Source organism: uncultured Apibacter sp. (assembly GCF_946479295.1).
In the GTDB taxonomy this organism is placed as follows: Bacteria; Bacteroidota; Bacteroidia; order Flavobacteriales; family Weeksellaceae; genus Apibacter.
Genome location: NZ_CAMLFD010000001.1, coordinates 200,504 through 221,881 on the forward strand (window position 1 = coordinate 200,504; position 21,378 = coordinate 221,881).

Below are 21,378 nucleotides of genomic sequence, written 5' to 3' on the forward strand. Positions count from 1 at the left end.
ATCTTAGTGGTTATGAGAATTTTTTTGGGAGATTATAATTCCAAAAACTCCTAAAATAATCAATAATATTCCTAATAACATCATGGATGAAAAAGGTTCGGAAAAAACCAAAACCCCTATGATCACCGCTGTAATTGGTTCAAAAGCCCCTAAAACTGATGTTAGTGTTGATCCAATTCTTCTAACTGCCTCAACCAACGTTATAATTGATACTATGGTAGGAATTAGTGCTAGTAATGTGATGTTGAGAACACAAGACACATCTTTTACCGGAAACCATTGGAATGAACCGGTTAATAAACAAAATAGAAGAAGATAAACAACACCTATGACTTGTATATAAAAAGTATATCTAAGCACCGGCATATCCTTGACCGTTGATTTTACAGAGAATACTAAGAAAAAAGCGTAAAATATAGCTGCGGATAGGGCAAATAAAATTCCTTTAAAATTTATTTTTCCAATACCCTCTCCTAATGATAATAAAGCAACACCTGTCACAGCTAATAAAATAGAGATAAAACCTTTTATTGAAATTTTTTCTTTAAAGAAAATTCCCATAATTAAAGTAACAAAAACAGGATACAAAAAATGTACGGTAGTTGTTACTCCACCTCCTAAATAGGTATAAGATAGAAAAAAAAAGAGTGAACAGGTATTGCACAGTAAACTGAGCACTGTTAATGCTTTAAATTCTTTTAACGATACTTTAAAATTTACTTTTTTAATTTTCATCAAAACAGCTACGGCAATACATGCGAGTAAAAAACGATACAATAATACCGTATCAAAATTTAATCCTTTTTGCATCAATGGTATGCTAAATAAAGGAATTAAACCATAGGTCATAGAAGAAATGATTGCGCTTAATGATCCTTTAAAAAAAGATCCTTTTCCATATTTCCCAACCAGTGCCTTTGATTTTCTTGGTAAGCGTAATAATATATACCTTGCTGCCCTCATTTTTAGTGTAAAAATTTGCTGCAAAGATATTTCTTAAATTTTACATTAAAAAACATGTTTTTTTAAAAAATACTTCTTTGAATTTAATACTCTATATTTTTAGAAATAATGATTAAAATCTGTATCGTTAAAAAAAGTTTATATTATATAATTATCTCACAATATTATTACTCTCGTTTTTTTAATTAAATAATAAAGCGGATATAACTCAACCATTAACAATATCAACGGAATTATCTTAAATTCAATTATTATAGCTAATTATTAAAAAAACGCTATATAATAAATAAAAAATAATTTTTTATCAACTATCTTTTGTAATTAATATTTATAAGTTTGAAAAAATATAATTAAAAAAAGGTTTACTAAAAATCTAATTTTTCCATAAAATCGCTCATTCCTAAAATTATAAGTTGATATAAAGCATTATTAAATACTTCCATTTCTTTTTTATTTACAGGATATCCTCCCAACATAAGTGCTTGTACATACATGATATGAACGATTGCTTCAAACATAAAGGAATCTTCAACCTGAAATAATTTTTGTACTATTTCATTATCTTTATTAAAGCATAAAGTCGGCATATTTTCATTTTCTTTTTTCACAAAATTCTGTAACGTTGATGAAAAAGGATTGGCCGAATTAGATAAATTCTGTATATTTTTATTATTAATAGCTTGATCATTCGCTACATATATAGCAGGAGTATCAACAGGGTGGAATTCTTTAATTTGAACCTTACAATAAAAAGATCGAAGAAGCTGATTGGCTTTTTTTTCAAATCTAATATAATTTTGATTTTCAGCGATTTTAACATCTTCAAAATTATCCAATATATCTTGAGGGGTTATCTTTTTGAAAATGATCTCGGGTATTGTTACCTTAATTTTTTCAATCAAATCTGTTTCAAAGCTGTAAGCTGAATTAATTATTGTTTTTCCTTGAGATCCAGCTATTCTTCGTATTTGCCTGAAATCATCCAAGTAAGGAGTATAGTATATAATTTCATTATAAGTTCTGAGTGATAAAAAAGTCATGTCTCCTTTGTTTGTTTCAAAGGGAATATAATCAATAAACATTTTTAATAAATCGGAATCTTCTAACGCTAATGCTTTGATATATAAATGATGAATTTTTATTATTTGACTAAGGATATGTGTATCTGTAACAGCAAGATATTTTAAATAATCCTTAAAACAAAATGTAAGCTCATTTTTAGCTTTTGCCATGAGCTCATTATTCATAAGCGCTTCCCTTGAGGCCGTAGGTCGTAATGTGTTAGTGTTTATTATGCAACGTACAAAGGTTGACCAATCGGGAAGGAGTCCTTTAACATCCTCACATAGAAACATTCTTTTTAAATAAACTTTATTCTGCTTCGTATTTCCTAAAAACTGAACCTTATGAGGCATTATATAAGCTATACCTTTTATCTCTCCTACCTGAGATTCTAATTTAAAGGAATCTAAAAAATTTATACCAAATATTTTTTTACCATATTGAAGTATATCTTCTTTTGATGCTTCAGAACTTAACCACACAGGTTCTTTATCGACAAGCACATCGTTTCCCTTTTCGGAAACAAAATTAATTTTTATAGGTAAGGCATCTCCAAAATAGAGAATATTTTTCTTTATTTCTTCTTCTTTAAAGAGACTTTTCCATTCTTTCTTTGGGGTAAGAATCACTCGAGTGCCTATTTCTTTTATATCTTCCGAAGGTTCAACTACATAGGTACCATCTGCCTTTCCAATCCAACGTATTCCTTTATTTTTTAATAGCGAACGAGTTTCAACAATTATTTCATTGCTTACGACCAAACAAGAAAGCATCCCTATACCAAACTTTCCTATATAATCTTTTTCTTCAAGTTCTCCTCTTTTGGAACTTTGTCCTATTACGGAAAGAAATTGATGAACCCCCTCTTCTGTAAGCCCAATTCCATTATCTTCAAAAATAAATTTGGGTGTATCCTCATCATGAGTTAAGTACAACGTAATTTTCCCTTCAAATTCATCTATACCTTTGCGTGCTGTAATCGCATCTACTCCATTTTGAAGTAGCTCACGTATGAAAACATTGGGACTGCTATAAATATGTTCTGAAAGTAATTCAATCATCCCTTTCAGATTAACCTGAAATAAATATTTATTAGTATCTGACATATAATTTTGTAAAACTATGAATCTATCAATTTAAAATAACTTCCATCTTCTTTTTCTTTTTCCTACTATCTTAGAGGCTTTTTCATGACCATTATCTGATGCCTTCTGATACCACATCATTGCTTTTGTTTCATCTTCGGCAACTCCTTTTCCCATTAGATAACAATTTCCTAATTCAAATTGTGCTTCTGCATATTCGGACTCAGCGGTCTTGGTTAATCGGATAATTCCCTGCTCCAAATCTTGATTGGTACCTTCTCCATCCAATAACATCATAGCGGTATAAAATTCTGCATATAAATTACCTTCTTCCGCTGCTTTTGAAAGCCATGTAAAAGCCTCAACCTGATTCTCATCCGTTCCAATTCCAAATTTATAAGAAATTCCTAATCTATATTTGGCACTAGTAAATCCTGCTTCAGCCCCTAAGGTATAATACTTAAAAGCTTCTTTAAGATTTTCCTCTGTTCCTACTCCGTACTCATAACAAACTCCCAATCCTTCGGAAACCAATCCTTTTTCTTCGGCATTTTTATAATATTCAAAGGCTTTATCATCTTGAGGATTTTCCAATCCTGCATCATTATAAAGATAATAGTCTCCTAACAGTAACGCTGCATATGGATATCCTCTTTCGTAAGACTTATTAAGCCATTCTAATGCTTTTTCAAAATTTTTCTCAACTAAACCATAATAGTAATAATATCCCATTTTATATTGCGCAAAGGAATAGCCTTGTTCAGCAGCTTTCAACATATAATCCATGATTTTTTCCGCATCAAATTCTAAACCACCATATTCGCCTTCATAAGATAAGGCTAATTCAATACATGCATCTCCGTAATTATGTTCGGTAGCTTTTTTAAAGTTATCTAAAGCAAATTCGGGGTTTTCAGGAACTCCAATTCCATATTTGTAGGCTCTTCCAAGATTGTAAATGCCTTCTAAATTTCCAGATTCAGCAGATTTTTGATAGGCTTGAAATGCTTTCGTATAGTTTTTTTCACCCAGTAGCCCATCTTCTTCATAATAGCCTATTTTATTATAAGCATGTGAATATCCGTTTTCTGCAGCTGAATTATACAATTCATAAGCTTTTTGAATGTCTTTTTCAACTCCTATTCCCTCTTCATAACAGATGGCTAATTCCATCTTTGCATAGTTCGACCCCATTTCTATAGCTTTATTAAAATATTCTATTGCTTTAGCTGGGTCTGCTTCTTCAGTTTTAGTTACTCCTACCCTATAATAATGTCCTACTAATTCTATTCCATAAATTGAATTTCTTTCAGCAGCCAATTGATACCATTTAAAAGCCTCATAATAATCCGGTTCAAGCACTCCGTTTTCATACATTTGTCCTAAAATATAAGGGGCAAACGAATCTCCTAATTCTATAGATTTGTCTAATAAGTTTCTGGCTTCTTCTATATTCGGCACTTCTTGATTTAACAATTGATAGGCTTTTTCCGACATGGCGGAGGCATTACCTTCCTTTATTGCTAAATCTAAATAAAAATTCCCTTTTTCAAAATCTTTAACTGAATCTTCATATAAGTATATTAATGCTAATTGAAATGTAGAATCATCGAAATAATACAAATTAGCTTTTTCATGCCAATGTATGGATTTTTGAATTGATTTATTTTCATCTGGGGAATAATTGTAATAACGTGCCAACCAATTTGCTGCATAAATCACTCCATCTTCATATGCTTTTTCTAAGAATTCAATTCCTTCGGATGTTTGATAACCTTTAATTCTTTCATTAATTATATTTATGCCCAGCAAATATTTACTAATGGCGCAATTATTTTTTATTCCTTCTTCTAGTATTTCTTTTGCCTTTTCTAAATTTTCTTCTTTGTATAAATAGAATTCTCCTAGTAAATGATAGGCTCTTTCGGATTCTACTTCTCTGGAATTATTAAATTCTTCTATATCGGAAAGAATTTTAGCATTATCTTGTTCTGTATAAAAAGTTACATTAAGCAATAAATTGTCTGCTTTTGTATAACCCAATTCTTTAGACTTATGTAATAAATGCAATCCTTGTTCTTTATCTTCTTTTTCACCCCTCATTGCAAAATATAGATTATATCCATGAGTAGCCATACAAGCAGGATCTCCTAATTTTATTCCTTGCAGAATATATTCTTTTGCTTTTTCATTACTTCTATAGGGCCTACGAGCAGTGTTTATTATATATCCTCTTTTATGATATGCTCTTAAAAATTGTTGTTTTAAAAATTTATCATTTACTTCTTCTACTTTTTCAAACCAAAATCTGTAGTCAATATCAGATAAATTTGTAGAAAAATGTTGATTACTATTATCATCGTATAAAGATAGATATAACTTCTTTATTTCTTCGTTAACAGAATTAGAATCAAGAGCTAACTCACACAAAATCAAACCCTTTAACCAGTTATCTTTATTATAAATTTTTTTTTCTTTTAACAATTCAATGACTTCTTCTTCTATCGGCTGATTATTTAATTGTTTAAATAATTCTTGATAATGGTTTTCTAAATTTGATTTCAACATATTAATTATTAATTTTTTTAAGCTATAAATTTTAAGCCATAAAATTATAAAATTTATATATAAAATAAATTTATATTTTTAGATTATTCAAAAATTACAAACTCTTCAAACCTACTTAAATTACAGAATTAAACATATTCCAAAAATTTATATTTCGTTCTCTCATGTTTTTATTTTATTTTTATATACATTTGATAAAAAATAATCAATTTGCATGAAGTGGAAAAAAATTTCATTTTGGTTGATTTTTATCTTTATTTTAGGTTCTCTTTTAAACTTTGGAATTAATGATTGGATAAAAAACAGTCTTCCGAATTTTATTTCAAAAAGAAATGATACGCCTTATAACTTCAATTATGCTGATGTATCTTATTCTCTTTTTGAGAGGCAAATGATTATTAGTAATATAAATATTTCTCCTAAAAGTAAAAAAAAGGGTATCTATACAATTAATGTAAACAAAATAACTATTCATGGAGTTAAATTTCTACGTTTTATTATTTTTAAAGATCTTGCCGCCAATCTTATTGAGATAGATTATCCGAATATCTTAATTAAACAAAACATTGATTCTTTTAATCACAAAAATGATTCAGTTAAATATAATCTTGGCAATTCTATTCAAATTGAAAAATTTGTAATTAATAAAGGGAATTTAGCTCTCTATAATACATCAGACGGTATTAAAAAAGCTTCTTTAACAAATCTAAATCTTTCTCTTTCAGGAGTTTTATGGGACATCGCTAATAAAGAAAAAAGAATCCCTATTACTTACAATAAGATAAAATTAGAAGTTTCGGATGTTTTTTATCAACTTAATGAAATTCATCATCTCCAATTAAAAAAATTGAAATTTGAAGATGGATATATACAAACCGATAAAATAATATTGCATCCGGATATAACAGAAGAACAATTTAAAAATGAAAAATATTATCAAAAAAGTTTACTAAATATAAATATTCCTACAGCAAAAATAAAAAACTTGGATTGGGGATACGACAAGGACGATTTTTTCTTCCTTAAAACTTCCAAAATTGAAGTTGATTCAACCAGTATTGTAATTAAAGAAAAATCATTAAATAAACCTACTAAAAATATTACAGCACATATAGATCGTATTATTCCCTTTAATTTAAATATAGATACTATTCAAATACTTAACTCAAAATTAAATTTTAATAATCACATAACCAGTAATAATATAAATATAATTATTCAAAAAATCGTTAATAAAATAAATGATAAAATAACTCTGGAAAGTCTTAAATTATATAACAATTCATTAATTATATATCAACAGAATAACACTGAATATACTCACAATAATCGTAACAATTTTACTTATTTATTCGACGATATCCTTGAAATAAAAAATTTTACTATTGCTAACACACATATACAATATGTAAACGAAAATAAAAAACCTATATTAGAGATGGGTAATATGAATTATTCCATCAATGATATCAATATAAATACGATATTTACTAATACTAAAAAATACATCCCTTTTTCTTATTCTGATTATAAATTAGAGGCCGATGATATTGTGTATTCAGGTATAAAATATCATACGTTTAAAATAGGAAAAATGCTTTTGAAAGATAATGAATTTCTTGCCAGTAAAATTCATATCATTCCTACTATAACTACCCCAGTATTTTCCGGATCAAACGACAGTAAAGATCTTTTTAAAATATATGTTGATTACTTAAAAATTCCTATAGTAAATTGGAATATTACTGATAATAAATTTAATTTACAGGCCCCTTTCATTGTTATCAATGAAATGAATGCATCTATTTACCGAAACCCTTCAGTTAAATTAAATTCCAAAAAAATTCATTTAAATAATTACGATTTAAACACGGACATTCATATTGATAAATTTTCAATTAATAAATCTTCCTTAAACCAATACAATGCCGCTAATGGTGAACTTATCACCTCTATAAAAGACCTTAAATTACAACTCTATACCATAACTTTAGAAGATTCATCTAATGAAAATCCTTTAGATTTACCTTTTTCTTTTTCTAAATTTAATTTAACTGGAAAAAACATTTTTCATGATATGGGAAATCATACCATACATACAAATTATCTCATGCTAACAAACTCCTCACTGTATGCAACTAATATAAAAATAAAACCTAAAAAGGAGCAGTTGGATTTGATGAAAAAAAGAGGTATTGATGCGTACACTATAAACATTCCAAAAGTTAATATTCCAAAATTAAATTTCAAACTTACAAATCATAATATTGAATTTGCTGCCCCTCTTGTTTCATTTGAAAAAATGGATGTTACCATACACCAATTTGACCTTCCCAAAAAGTTGTATATTCCAACTTATAAATCTTTTCTAAGTGAAAAATTAAGAAAATTAAAGTTCAAATTAAATTTAAAAGAGGTTAATTTTTTAAATTCTTCTTTAACTTATGAAGAAGAATCTCTTAATAAAAAAACCGGAAAAATATTTTTTACTGATATCAATGCAAAAGTTAAAAATATAATCGGCGGATATAAATTTTCATATTTACCCGATGTTACTATTAATTTTAAAAGTAAATTCATGAATTCCGGCAAATTAACAGCCATATGGAAATTTAACACTTTAAATAAAAATGATAATTTTATTGTAAAAGGAAGTATAGTAGGTTTGGCCGCCGAACAAATTGACAATTTTATCAAGCCTTACTTAAATATATCTTTTAAAGGATATATTAAAAAAGTATCCTTTAATTATTACGGAGACAATACGTACGGATATGGATCTTTTGGTATGGATTACAAAAATTTAAAAATAGCTTTTTATAAAAAAAACGGAAAAAAAGAAAAAAAAATGATGTCTTCACTAGCTAATTTAGCAATTAAAAAAAATTCAAAAGATTCTTTAAAAATATCGGAAATCAAAAAAGTAGAAAGAGCTAAAGATAAATCATTTTTTAATTTTATATGGAAATTAACCCTTAAAGGACTAAAAGAGACTTTATCCATTTTTTAATTTTTCCATATTTTCAATATACAATATTCTGTATTCTTCCTTAGTTAATTGAATCATTTGCATACAACAGCTTTTATTCATAGGCTATCTATACCAGTATATAATATAAATAATTATAGACCAAATACATACTAATTTTATTTCATAAAGCAGCACAAAAGGCAATTTACACTTCTTCTTTGTAATTTGTGTAGAGACAAACAATAATCTAATCAATCTTTTTTAGATAATTATTTCATAGACATAAACTTAGTTGTAATCTTTATTTCATTACAAGGCTGAATTCCGCTTTTATGCTAAAACTTTAACTCATTGTAATTTTATGGATAATGATTTATTAGTAAATTACGAATTAAGTAATCCTGCTTATGATATAACAATTTGTTCCGCCAACATTATTAATATCAGAAGGAAAACTATAGATAGAGAATATTGGTATTATATTGATAGATGGAAAGATATTCCTAGAACTTATGAAAAATATATGGAAATAATTAATCCACCTATACTGTAGCCCCCCCAGAACCTTAAAAATACAAAATTCGGAATTTTTTAGAAGATTAAAAAGTGTAAATTTTGGGGAAAGTTGGGGTTACTTTTTTCAATTTATTATAAATCTGGCAAAACGAGAATTATAAATAAAAGTCCTCCCTCTTTAATTTGTTTTTCAATTTCTTTATTAAAAGATGAATAATTTTCACGTCATTGTTTTACCTATATTTTTAAGATAATTTACCTGAGTAGATTTCCCCCTTTCATGCTCAGAATTTAAAAAAATTGAAACTGCAAGCTCTCTATCAGCCTTATCTAGAATATATTTAAGTTAACAATAAATTTGTAAATACAAGAAATACACACTTAATTATTTTTATTTCTAAAATTTTTTTGAATCAAAAATACAGTATTCATAATAGTTTCAAATATTCAATAAAAATGAATACAAAAATTGTAACTTTGTTATTCTTTTGAATAACCCCATGGGAAATACATTGAAATTATCAGGCTTAGAAGTTTTCTCTGCATATCCTGGAAGCAATTTTATAAATATAGGCGAAAGGACAAATGTGACCGGATCGCGTAAATTTTTAAATCTTATAAAAAATGAAAGATATGATGAAGCGCTATCCATAGCACGAGATCAAGTGGAAGGAGGAGCTCAAATTATTGATGTATGCATGGATGAAGGCCTAATTGATGGTGTAAAAGCGATGACAACCTTTTTGCGTCTAATAGCTTCCGAACCTGATATAGCGCGAGTACCTATCGTCATTGATTCCTCCAATTGGGAAGTTATTGAAGCCGGTTTAAAAAATATTCAAGGAAAAGGAATTGTTAATTCCATAAGCCTAAAAGAAGGAGAAGAAGAATTCATAAAAAAAGCTAAAATTATTAAGCGGTACGGAGCAGCCATTATTGTAATGGCTTTTGATGAAGATGGACAAGCAGATAATTTGGAAAAACGGAAAATAATTTCCCGTCGTTCCTATGATATACTGGTTTATCAGTTAGGTTTTAACCCATCAGATATTATTTTCGATCTTAACATATTTCCAGTTGGAACGGGAATGAAAGAACACCGAAAAAATGCTCTTGATTTTTTTGAAGGCACTCAATGGGTAAAAGAAAATCTTCCGGGATGTTTCGTTTCCGGAGGAGTAAGCAATGTTTCTTTTTCATTTAGAGGAAATAATAAAGTACGTGAATCTATTAATGCGGCTTTTCTTTTCCATGCCATTACATACGGACTCGATATGGGAATTGTAAACCCTACACAATTAGCTATTTATCAAGAAATAGAACCGGAATTACTACGGAGAATTGAAGACGTATTATTTGACAAAGATGAAGACGCTACAGAAAGATTGATAGAATATGCCGAAACCGTCGTACAACAAAAAGAAGAGAAAGAGCATAAAATAGAAGAATGGAGAACCTGGAGTGTTGAAAAAAGATTGGAATTTGCTTTAATCAAAGGAATCGCAGAGTATATAGAAAAAGACGTTGAAGAGGCACGCTTGCAAGCAAATAAACCTCTCGATGTTATTGAGGGGCCTTTAATGGATGGAATGAATACTGTTGGAGAATTATTTGGTGCAGGGAAAATGTTCCTTCCACAAGTTGTTAAAACAGCAAGAGTGATGAAAAAAGCCGTAGCCTACTTGCAACCTTATATTGAAGCTGAAAAGAATGGAGATTCCCAATCTAATGGACGTATTCTTATGGCTACTGTAAAAGGAGATGTACACGATATTGGTAAAAATATAGTTGGTGTAGTGCTCGCCTGTAATAATTATGAAATCATTGACTTAGGGGTTATGGTTCCCAAAGAAAAAATTATTGAAACCGCAATTAAAGAAAATGTAGATCTAATCGGACTTAGCGGTTTAATTACCCCTTCGTTAGATGAAATGATCAGTGTAGTAGAAGAAATGGAAAGAAGAAAACTTTCTATCCCTATTATGATTGGCGGAGCTACCACCTCTAAAATACATACTGCTTTAAAAATTGCCCCTAAATACAGTCATACCGTTATACATGTTTTAGACGCATCCAAATCAGTCACCGTTGCGTCATCACTGTTATCATCTCAAAGTGAAGATTTTAAGCAAAATATTTTCGAAGAATATACCTATCTCAGAGAAGGCTATATTAATAGAAGTTCGGAAAAAGAATACTTAACCTTGGAACAAGCTCGTTCTAATAAATTTAACATTAATTGGAGCCAATATATTCCTTATAGACCTAACGAACTTGGAATACAAGTAATTGAATCTATAAAACTGGAAGAGTTAAAAGATTACATCGATTGGCAACCATTTTTCAGAACTTGGCAACTTACCGGAAAATATCCGGATATATTCTCAGATAAAACCATAGGCAAAGAAGCCACCAGCTTATATAATGATGCCTTGAAAATGATCGAAAAAGTAATTCATGAAGAATTACTACAACCCAAAGCCGTATTGGGTTTATTCAAAGCAAATTCCAATACGCAAGACGATATTGAGATATATTCAAATGAAAATATTAAAATTAATACATTCAGAACTTTACGACAACAAACAAAAAAGTCAGATGGATCTCCAAATTTAGCCTTATCTGACTTTATATTACCCATAAATGAGGAAAAGACACATGATTATATAGGTTGTTTCGTCGTAACGATATTTGGAGCAGAAGCTTTAGCAAAACAATACGAAGCCATTAATGACGATTATTCCTCTATCATGATAAAAGCTGTTTCTGACAGATTTGTAGAAGCTTTTGCCGAATATTTACATTTAAAAGTTCGTAAAGAAATTTGGGGGTATGCACCCGATGAAGCCCTGGATAATAAATTACTTTTTAAAGAAAAATATCAAGGTATACGTCCGGCTCCCGGATATCCAGCCTGTCCTGATCATTTAGAAAAATTAACAATCTGGGAATTGCTTGACGTCAATAATACCATAGGTGTACAATTAACAGAAAGTCTCGCTATGTTCCCTGCTTCATCCATTTCAGGATATTATTTCGCCAATCCGCAATCTAAATATTTCGGTTTAGGTAAAATTACTCAAGAACAAGTAGAGGATTACGCAAAACGCAAAGAAATAAAATTAGAAGATGCTCAATATTGGCTTCAACCTAATTTAGCTTAATTTAAGAACATTTAAAAGTAAGCTATAGTAATTAATTAGGCTTTACATTAAAAGCATTTATCATAAATTATTTTTTGTCGAAGACAAAATAACAGCATATAAAATAAATATTGACAACCATGTCTTGATTTATTATTGCTATGGTATAGTATAACAAATCGTAATTTATCTAAAAAAGAAACAATACCTTTGTATATATGAATATTCTTTTAGTTGAAGACGATTTAAGAGTTTCGGAACTAATTAAAAAGGGGCTAACTGAGCAAGGTTTTACTCTTACTTTAGCCTATGACGGCTTATCGGGGAAAAAATTACTTGCTAGCAAAGAATTTGATTTGCTGATTACCGATATTATAATACCGAATATAAATGGAATTGAGCTATGTAAAGATATAAAAACGATAAAACCCGAGCTACCCATTATTATGTTAACGGCTTTGGGGACTATGGACGATAAAATTGAAGGTTTTGATGCCGGAGCTGATGATTATCTGGTAAAACCTTTTGAAATGAGAGAATTAATAGCAAGAATCAAAGCGCTTTTAAAAAGATCTTTGAAAAATAAAGCGGATCTCGTTTTGAAATTTTGCGATTTGGAAATGAATTTACAAACAAAAATCGTCAAAAGAAACAATAAAGAAATAAACCTTACCCTAAAAGAATTTAAATTGCTCGAATTTCTATTGCAAAATCAAGGAAGAATTATTTCCAGAACAGAAATTGCCGAAAAAGTGTGGAATACTCATTTTGATACAGGAACAAACTTTATAGACGTTTACATAAACTATCTAAGAAAAAAGGTGGATAAAGATTTCAACAACAAACTTATTCATACAAGATCAGGAATGGGTTTCATTCTAAAATCCGAACAATGAAAATCCGTACTAAAATAACCCTTCTATTTTCACTTATTACGGCAAGTTTATTATTTATATTCGCTTCTATAATATATTATTCAGCCAAGCAAAACAGAGATAAGGAATTTTATTCCTTATTAAAAAAAGAAGCAGTCACAAAAGCAAATCTTTATTTCAAAGCAAAAGTACCAGCTCAAACCCTTCAACAAATCTATCATAATAATTATCAAACAATTCAAGAAGTAGAAGTCGCTATATATAACAAAAATTTTAAACTACTCTACCATGATGCCGTAGATATAGACTTTGTAAAAGAAACTCCTGAAATGATTGATAAAATCTATAACCAAGGAGAAATACAGTTTCATCAAGGTGATTGGCAAGTAATCGGACTAGTCTATTCTTATGAAAATAACAAGTATATAATTACGGCAGCCGCTTACGATCTATATGGATATAATGAGTTAAAATCCTTATTAAAAAATACATGTATTATTTTTATTCTTTCTATTCTTATTATATTCATTGTCGGATATTATTTTTCCAAAAAAACGCTTGAGCCAATTAAAAATTTAACGGAAAAAATGAATAAAATATCGGCACGCAAATTAAATGTAAGATTAAAAACTTCTCCTCAAATAGATGAAATTTCGGAATTGTCAGCAACATTTAATAAAATGCTCAATCGTTTGGAAGACTCATTTGAAGCTCAAAAACATTTTGTTTCTAATATTTCCCATGAATTGCGTACGCCTATGGCAGCAATAATTGCAGAACTTGAATTATCTTTAAATAAACAAAAAACATCGGAAGAATACCGTATCGTTATTAAAAATATCTTATCTGACGCACAAAAAATCACAAAATTATCTAATAATCTTCTTGATTTAGCCAAAGCAAGTTATGACCCATCTGAAATTACTTTCAAATCTATACGAATTGATGAAATCCTTATCGATGCATGCGGTCAAGTACAACAAGCCAACACAAACTACCATACAAAATTATCCTTTGAAAATGACCAAATACATGAGAATCAGATCATAATCAATGGAAATGAATATTTGCTAAAAATAGCCTTTATAAATTTGATGGAAAATGCTTGCAAGTTTTCTGAAGACCACCAATGCAACATATCCATTTCTTTCAATAACTCAACAATTCAACTTAAATTTTCCGATCATGGGATAGGTATATCTGAAGAAGACATACCCCATATTTTCGTACCTTTTTACAGAGGGAAAAACAGAGGCTTTACCAATGGTAATGGTATAGGTCTTTCCTTAACTGAAAAAATTATTCAACTACATTCCGGAACTCTACAACTAACCAGTCAATTACATAAAGGAACTACTTTCATAATACAATTCACCCACTTACAGTAGTGACTTCTCTAATAAAATTCTAATTTTTTTTTAAAGATTTTTTAATACTCATTAACAATAAGTTACCTTACTTTTGCAAACAAAAAGTTTACAATCTGAAAAAGGTGGAGAATATGAAAATTATAAAAATTCGAAGCATATGCTTACTAATTTTAGGAGTGTGTTTGATAACTTATTCATGCCACAAACAAAATACGGAAGAAGAAAAACCTGAATATATCGTACGTGGAAATACCATTATTTTAACGGATAATTCTAACATAAAAAATCACTTAAAGGTAGAGCCCGTAAATAAAGAATGGCTAAGCCCCGATCTATCCACAGTTGGAATTGTAAGGGCGATACCTACCGGTTATGCCGAAATAGTTCCTCCCTTTGCCGGAAGAATTACTCAATCATTCGTGAAACTAGGACAAAAAGTGAATATAGGTTCTCCCCTTTTTGCCATTAGCTCTCCCGAATATTTCAACGCACAGAAAGATTATTTCGAAGCTCAACAAGAATATTCCTTATCTAATTTAAATTTAAAAAGACAAAAAGATTTATTACAACACGGAGTAGGAATACAACGAGTAGTGGAAGAGGCGAAAACTGATTATGAAACTAAAAAATCAGCACTTGAAAATGCATCTGCAGCATTAAAAGTTTTCAATATAAATCCAAGCAATTTAAAATTAGGTCAACCACTGGTTGTTAGCTCCCCTATCAAAGGAGAAATTATTACAAGTAACATAGTTATCGGCCAATATATAAAAGAAGAGGCAGAGCCTATTGCAACGATTGCCGAATTAAATAAAGTATGGATTGCAGGTCAAATAAAAGAAAAAGATTTGGGTTTTATTAATAAATTAAGAGAAGTTACTATACAAGCGGATGCTTTTCCAACTAAAAACCTAACCGGTAAAATATTCCATGTAAATGAAATGGTTGATGAGGACACTCGTAGCGTAGAGGTATTGGTGGAATGCGACAATTCAGACAAAATCTTAAAACCCGGAATGTATGTTAACGTACATTTCAAAAATGAACCGGAAGAAACCCTTACCGTACCTACCAAGGCTATATATCAGGTTAACGATGATCAATTTGTTTTTGTTCAAATTGATAAAAATAAATTCGTAAAGAAAAAAGTCCAAACCAAAGACATATCAAAGGATAAAACCGAAATTAAAAACGGTATTAATGCCGGTGAAAATGTAGTTACCGAAGGAGGAATTTATTTACTAGAGGCCCAATAAATCAAAAGAAATACTATGAATAAACTTATTCAAACAACTATACATAAACGTTGGGTGCTCATAGCCCTTTTCGTCATGCTGGCTATATTTGGATATTATTCTTGGAAGCATCTCTCTATTGAAGCATATCCAGATATTGCCGATGTAACCTCACAAGTAGTAACCCAAGTACCGGGATTGGCGGCTGAGGAAATAGAACAACAAATAACCATTCCTGTGGAACGTGCGCTTAATGGACTTCCGGGAATGCATGTCATGCGAAGTAAAAGCACGTTCGGTCTATCAATTATAACCATAGTGTTCGAAGACGGTGTAGATGATTATTGGGCTAGAATGCGAATTCAAGAACGGCTAAACGGAGTAGAACTTCCCTATCAAGCAAGTCCGGAATTAGATCCCCTTACTTCACCGATTGGAGAAATCTATCGATACATCATTGAAAGCAAAACGCACGATCTTCGCGAATTGACCGATTTACAAAACTTCGTTATCATACCAAGAATTAAGCAAGTGGCCGGCGTGGCAGATGTTACAAATTTTGGAGGAATAACAACCCAATTTCAAATTGAACTGGAACCAAAAAAGTTAGATCAATATAAACTCTCTTTAGGAGATGTTATTAAAACAATTGAAAATAATAATGTTAATGCAGGTGGAAGTATTTTACCCCATGGAGATTTAGGATACGTAATTAGAGGAATCGGTTTGGTTAAAAACTTAGACGATATTGGTAAAATAGTGGTAAAATCAGAAAATGGAGTTTCCATTTTATTGAATGACATAGGAAAACTCAAATACGGCAATATTGAACGAAAAGGAATTTTAGGATACACTGATAAAAAAAGAAATTACTCTGAAAGTATTGAAGGAATTGTACTCCTATTGAAAGGACAAAATCCATCGAAGGTTTTAGAAGGAATTCATGACGCCGTACATGATTTAAACACCCAATTATTACCTGAAGGAGTAACCATACATCCGTTCTTAGACAGAACCGAATTAGTCAATACAACCTTACATACCGTATCTCATACTCTCTTTGAGGGAATGTCTCTTGTCATCATTGTTTTGATCATTTTTCTAGGAAGTTGGAGAGGAGCATTATTAGTGGCCGTTACCATCCCTCTTTCACTCCTTATCGCGTTTATTCTCATGTATTTTACGCATATTCCTGCCAATTTATTATCTCTAGGGGCTATAGATTTCGGAATAATTGTAGACGGAGCTATTGTAATGATGGAAACCATTCTTCGCAAACGTGAAGAGGAACCAGATAAAGAACTTCAGGAAAAAACAATAGCACAAAGAGCATCTGAAGTGGCAAAACCTATTTTATTCTCAACAATTATCATTATTACTGCCTATTTGCCACTATTTGCTTTTGAAAGAGTAGAAAAAAAATTGTTTACTCCTATGGCTTTCACCGTCAGCTATGCACTTTTCGGGGCCTTACTTGTCGCCTTATTGCTTATACCTGGATTAGCTTATTTTATTTACAAAAGACCTCAAAAGCTTTATCACAATAAATGGTTAGAAAAATTGACCGAAAAATATTTTGCAGGCATTAAAAGGATCATGAGAACGCCGAAAAAAATATTTCTTCCTTTAGGAATTCTATTAGGAATTACGTTTTTATTAGCTTTATATGTAGGAAAAGATTTTCTTCCCCCATTAGATGAAGGTTCTATATGGCTTCAAGTACAGCTTCCTCCAGGAATTTCAGTGGAAAAATCAAAAGAACTTAGTGATACTTTACGGGCGCGAACTATGAAATATGATGAAGTTACCTATATCACAGTTCAAGCAGGAAGAAATGATGACGGAACAGATCCATGGACTGCTTCCCATTTTGAAGTTTCTATCGGATTAAAACCTTACAAAGAATGGAAAAGAGGGAAAACCAAATACGATCTTATTGCTGAGTTGGAAAAAGAATATGAAAAACTTCCCGGTTTTACCGTTGGATTCTCTCAACCCATGATTGATGGAGTGATGGATAAAATATCCGGTGCCCATAGTGAACTAGTTGTTAAAATATATGGAGACGATTTTAGCGAAACCAGAAGAATTGCTGAAGATGTGTTAAAAACTTTAAAAAACGTAAAAGGCGCGGTAGATTTAGCTATCGATCAAGAACCTCCTTTACCTCAACTTCAAATCGTTGCCAATAGGGATAAAATTGCGCAATATGGACTTAATATTGCCGATGTGGCTGAACTAATTGAAGTTGCCATTGGAGGTAAAGCCATTTCGCAAATATTTATAGGCAATAAAGTTTACGATATTATATGCCGTTATGATGAAAACAGTAGAAATACTCCTGACAAAATATCAAACCTAATGCTTACCTCCGATACGGGCGCCAAAATACCACTTTCTCAAGTCTGTGATATAAAGTTAAGTACAGGAGAAAGCACAATTACTAGGGAAATGAATAAAAGACATTTAACGGTAAAGCTTAATTTAAGGGATCGAGATTTAGGAAAATTTTTGGTAGAAGCACAAAATAAAATTGAAAAAAATGTGAAATACAATCATGAAAAATATCAAATTAAGTGGGGAGGACAATTTGAAAACCAGAATAGAGCTTATGCGCGCTTAGCATTTATCATTCCTTTATCTCTGGGAATTATGTTTATTTTATTGTATAGCGCCTTCGGAAATTTTAGACAAGCCGGATTACTTATGAGCATTGTCCCTTTAGCTTTATTTGGTGGAATGCTAGCGTTAAATATTAGAAACATGACTTTAAATGTTTCTTCCGCCGTAGGATTTATTGCTTTATCGGGCGTAGCAATACAAAATGGAGTGATTATGATATCTCATATTAATTTTTTACGAAAACAAGGTTTTTCACTTTTTAATGCCGTAATAATGGGAGCAAAAGACCGCTTCAGGCCTGTATTAATGACTGCTACTGTAGCAATTTTAGGGTTACTGCCGGCTTCTTTAGCTACAGGTATTGGTTCTGATGTACAAAGACCATTGGCTACAGTAATCGTATATGGTCTTTTATTTTCAACTGTTATAACACTATTTGCCTTACCTGCTTTATATTACATTATAGAAACCAAATGGGGTAAAGATTCAGCAGAAGACTCTTAAAAAAAATAATTTAAACAAATGAAACCAGTCTACAATATTTTTAAAATAATTATAAGCTTTCTGTTTATCACATCGACTTTACAAGCTCAGGTAGATACAAGTTTTGCAAAAAAACAGTTAAGTTATACCGATTTTATAAAACAAGTTAAAGAAAATAATCTTGAATATGCTGCTGAAAAATTTACAGTAAATCTTGCAGAGGCAGAAGTGGAAAATGCTAAGATTATTCCGGATGTGGAATGGACCACGGAGGGTTCCACCAATCAAAAACACATGGGAAACAATTTGGAAACCGGTCTAAATTGGACTGTTGAGTTGGGAGGAAAACGAAAAGCTCGAATTGATCTAGCAAAAAGTCAAGTCAACTTAAATAAATATTTGCTTCAGGATTTTTTAAGGAATTTATATTATGATGCTTCCTTACAATTTCTTGAATGTATTCTCAATAAAAATATATTGGATGTACAGCTGAATTCCTACAAAACTTTATCTAACCTAGCAGCCTCCGATAGTATCCGTTATAAATTAGGAGATATAACATTAACAGATTCCAAACAAAGTAAATTAGAAGCTCAATTCATGCTTAATGAGGTTTACAAGGCAGAATCGGAATGGAAAAACTCTTTGACTTCCTTAAGTTTAATTATGGGGAAAAAGCAAAAAGACACCTTATATACTGCCTATAGTACTTTTTCCAATTTCAACCGAGATTTTGTATTAGCGGATTTAATTACAACTGCGCAAAATAATCGTGCTGATTTACAGGCCGCCCTACAAACGAAAAATGTTTCTCAAAAAATGTTACAATTAGCTAAAGCCAATCGAGTGATGGATCTCGGAATTAATGCCGGCTTACAATTTAATGGGAAAGCCACCAATGAAGAAGCTCCTTCACCATATCATACAGGGATTACAGCTGGAGTATCCATCCCCCTACGTTTCTTAAATAATCGGAAAGGAGAAGTACAAACGGCACAATATTCTATCCAAAAAGCAGAAGTAGAATATAAACAAATAGAACTTCAGATAGAAACTGAGGTCACTCAGGCATATCAAAATTATATAAATACTAAAAAGCAAATGCAACAATTTTCCAATGGAATGCTCTCTAATTCTAAAGCTATTCTTGAAGGGAAAATCTATTCTTATAAACGAGGAAATACTTCTCTTCTTGAGGTATTGGATGCACAAAGAACTTATAACGACGTTCAAGAAAATTATTATCAAACTTTATATAGTTATTGTTCTGCACTGGTAAAATTGGAACGTAGTGTAGGGATTTGGGATATATCCTTTTAATTGGTAAAGAAACACATCATCGAAATTGGATTTTATACGGACCTTAGGTAATTTAATTTGTAGAATATATCTTTGTAAAAATTTTTGATTTTTGGTTAAAATAGGAAATATAGAATTACCCGACTTCCCCTTTTTATTGGCCCCAATGGAAGATGTGAGCGATCCACCTTTTCGTCGACTGTGTAAAATGCATGGAGCCGATCTCATGTATTCTGAATTTATTTCTTCAGAAGGTCTTATTCGTGATGCGATAAAAAGTAAGAAAAAACTTGATATTTTCGACTACGAACGACCTATCGGAATACAAATATTCGGGGGGGATGAAGATGCTATGTCCTTATCTTCAAAAATTGTTGAAACGGTACAACCAGATTTGGTTGACATAAATTTCGGCTGTCCGGTAAAAAAGGTTGCCTGTAAGGGCGCTGGTGCTGGAGTCCTTAAAGATATCGATTTAATGGTTCGTTTGACAAGAGCTGTGGTACGAAACACCCATCTTCCCGTAACGGTTAAAACCCGATTAGGATGGGACGAATCTTCTATTAACATCGACGAAGTTGCAGAACGATTACAAGACGAAGGTATACAAGCACTTACGATTCACGCTCGTACGCGTTCTCAGATGTATAAAGGGCATTCTGATTGGTCATACATTGCGCGTGTTAAAAATAATCCGAGAATTAAAATCCCTATATTCGGAAACGGAGATATCAATTCCGCAAGGAAAGCAAAAGAATATAAAGAAACTTATGATGTTGACGGTATAATGATTGGTAGAGCCTCCATCGGAAATCCTTGGATATTCAGTCAAATCAAACACTTTCTAAAGACTGGAGAAGAGTTACCCCCTCCTACTTTAGAACAGAGAATTGAAGCTGCTAAAAATCATGCGATTTGGTCAGTTGAGTGGAAAGGAGAACGTACCGGTCTACTCGAAATGCGACAACATTATTCCAATTATTTTCGCGAAATTCCTAATTTTAAATCTTACAAAACGAAATTACTTTCTGCCATTAGCTTATGTGAATTAGAACAAGTTTTTACAGATCTTCTTGAAAATGAGAATGAATAATTTTCTTATATAAATTATTTAAATAAGAAACTCTATAAGTAATTTAGTAATAAAGAATTTCTTGATAGACACTTTTTTCTATTTAGTTTAAAT

The 21,378-nt window shown here is 30.8% G+C and carries 12 protein-coding genes; 9 read left to right on the forward strand and 3 right to left on the reverse strand.

The features are described from left to right. Nucleotides 1-3 precede the first annotated feature (3 nt). The 3 genes from Q0T35_RS01035 to Q0T35_RS01045 form a co-directional block, all read right to left on the reverse strand. Entirely contained in the window at nucleotides 4-963 is a 960-nt protein-coding gene (locus tag Q0T35_RS01035) for a DMT family transporter (protein WP_293917842.1), read from the reverse strand. 365 nt (nucleotides 964-1,328) lie between these two features. After that, nucleotides 1,329-3,131, reverse strand: a complete 1,803-nt coding sequence (locus tag Q0T35_RS01040) for an HSP90 family protein (RefSeq protein WP_295810010.1) — start codon at nucleotides 3,129-3,131, stop codon at nucleotides 1,329-1,331. Nucleotides 3,132-3,161: 30 nt separating this feature from the next. After that, nucleotides 3,162-5,678: a sel1 repeat family protein gene (locus tag Q0T35_RS01045; RefSeq protein ID WP_295840509.1), complete on the reverse strand. Its 2,517-nt coding sequence runs from the start codon at nucleotides 5,676-5,678 to the stop codon at nucleotides 3,162-3,164. Between the two features lie 214 nt (nucleotides 5,679-5,892). Here Q0T35_RS01045 and Q0T35_RS01050 point away from each other — a divergent pair, with 214 nt between their 5' ends. The 9 genes from Q0T35_RS01050 to dusB all read left to right on the forward strand — a co-directional run bounded on the left by Q0T35_RS01050 (nucleotide 5,893) and on the right by dusB (nucleotide 21,285). Continuing rightward, nucleotides 5,893-8,688 (forward strand): hypothetical protein, encoded by a 2,796-nt coding sequence (locus Q0T35_RS01050; RefSeq protein WP_295840511.1) that lies wholly within the window; start codon nucleotides 5,893-5,895, stop codon nucleotides 8,686-8,688. 322 nt (nucleotides 8,689-9,010) lie between these two features. Next, nucleotides 9,011-9,202, forward strand: a complete 192-nt coding sequence (locus Q0T35_RS01055) for a hypothetical protein (RefSeq protein ID WP_295840514.1) — start codon at nucleotides 9,011-9,013, stop codon at nucleotides 9,200-9,202. A gap of 463 nt (nucleotides 9,203-9,665) precedes the next feature. Then, nucleotides 9,666-12,329, forward strand: coding sequence for a methionine synthase (metH, locus tag Q0T35_RS01060; RefSeq protein ID WP_295840516.1), 2,664 nt, complete (start codon nucleotides 9,666-9,668; stop codon nucleotides 12,327-12,329). Between the two features lie 197 nt (nucleotides 12,330-12,526). Further along, nucleotides 12,527-13,204: a response regulator transcription factor gene (locus tag Q0T35_RS01065; RefSeq protein WP_295840518.1), complete on the forward strand. Its 678-nt coding sequence runs from the start codon at nucleotides 12,527-12,529 to the stop codon at nucleotides 13,202-13,204. Beyond that, nucleotides 13,201-14,571, forward strand: a complete 1,371-nt coding sequence (locus Q0T35_RS01070) for a HAMP domain-containing sensor histidine kinase (protein WP_295840520.1) — start codon at nucleotides 13,201-13,203, stop codon at nucleotides 14,569-14,571. The genes Q0T35_RS01065 and Q0T35_RS01070 overlap by 4 nt, the downstream gene beginning before the upstream one ends. Nucleotides 14,572-14,684: 113 nt before the next feature. Next, nucleotides 14,685-15,809, forward strand: coding sequence for an efflux RND transporter periplasmic adaptor subunit (locus Q0T35_RS01075; protein ID WP_295840523.1), 1,125 nt, complete (start codon nucleotides 14,685-14,687; stop codon nucleotides 15,807-15,809). 15 nt (nucleotides 15,810-15,824) lie between these two features. Then, nucleotides 15,825-18,914, forward strand: a complete 3,090-nt coding sequence (locus Q0T35_RS01080) for a CusA/CzcA family heavy metal efflux RND transporter (protein WP_295840524.1) — start codon at nucleotides 15,825-15,827, stop codon at nucleotides 18,912-18,914. A gap of 18 nt (nucleotides 18,915-18,932) precedes the next feature. Continuing rightward, on the forward strand, nucleotides 18,933-20,213 hold the full coding sequence (locus Q0T35_RS01085; protein ID WP_295840527.1) for a TolC family protein: 1,281 nt from the start codon (nucleotides 18,933-18,935) through the stop codon (nucleotides 20,211-20,213). A gap of 91 nt (nucleotides 20,214-20,304) precedes the next feature. Further along, nucleotides 20,305-21,285: a tRNA dihydrouridine synthase DusB gene (gene dusB, locus Q0T35_RS01090; RefSeq protein ID WP_295809983.1), complete on the forward strand. Its 981-nt coding sequence runs from the start codon at nucleotides 20,305-20,307 to the stop codon at nucleotides 21,283-21,285. The last annotated feature ends 93 nt before the right edge of the window (nucleotides 21,286-21,378 follow it).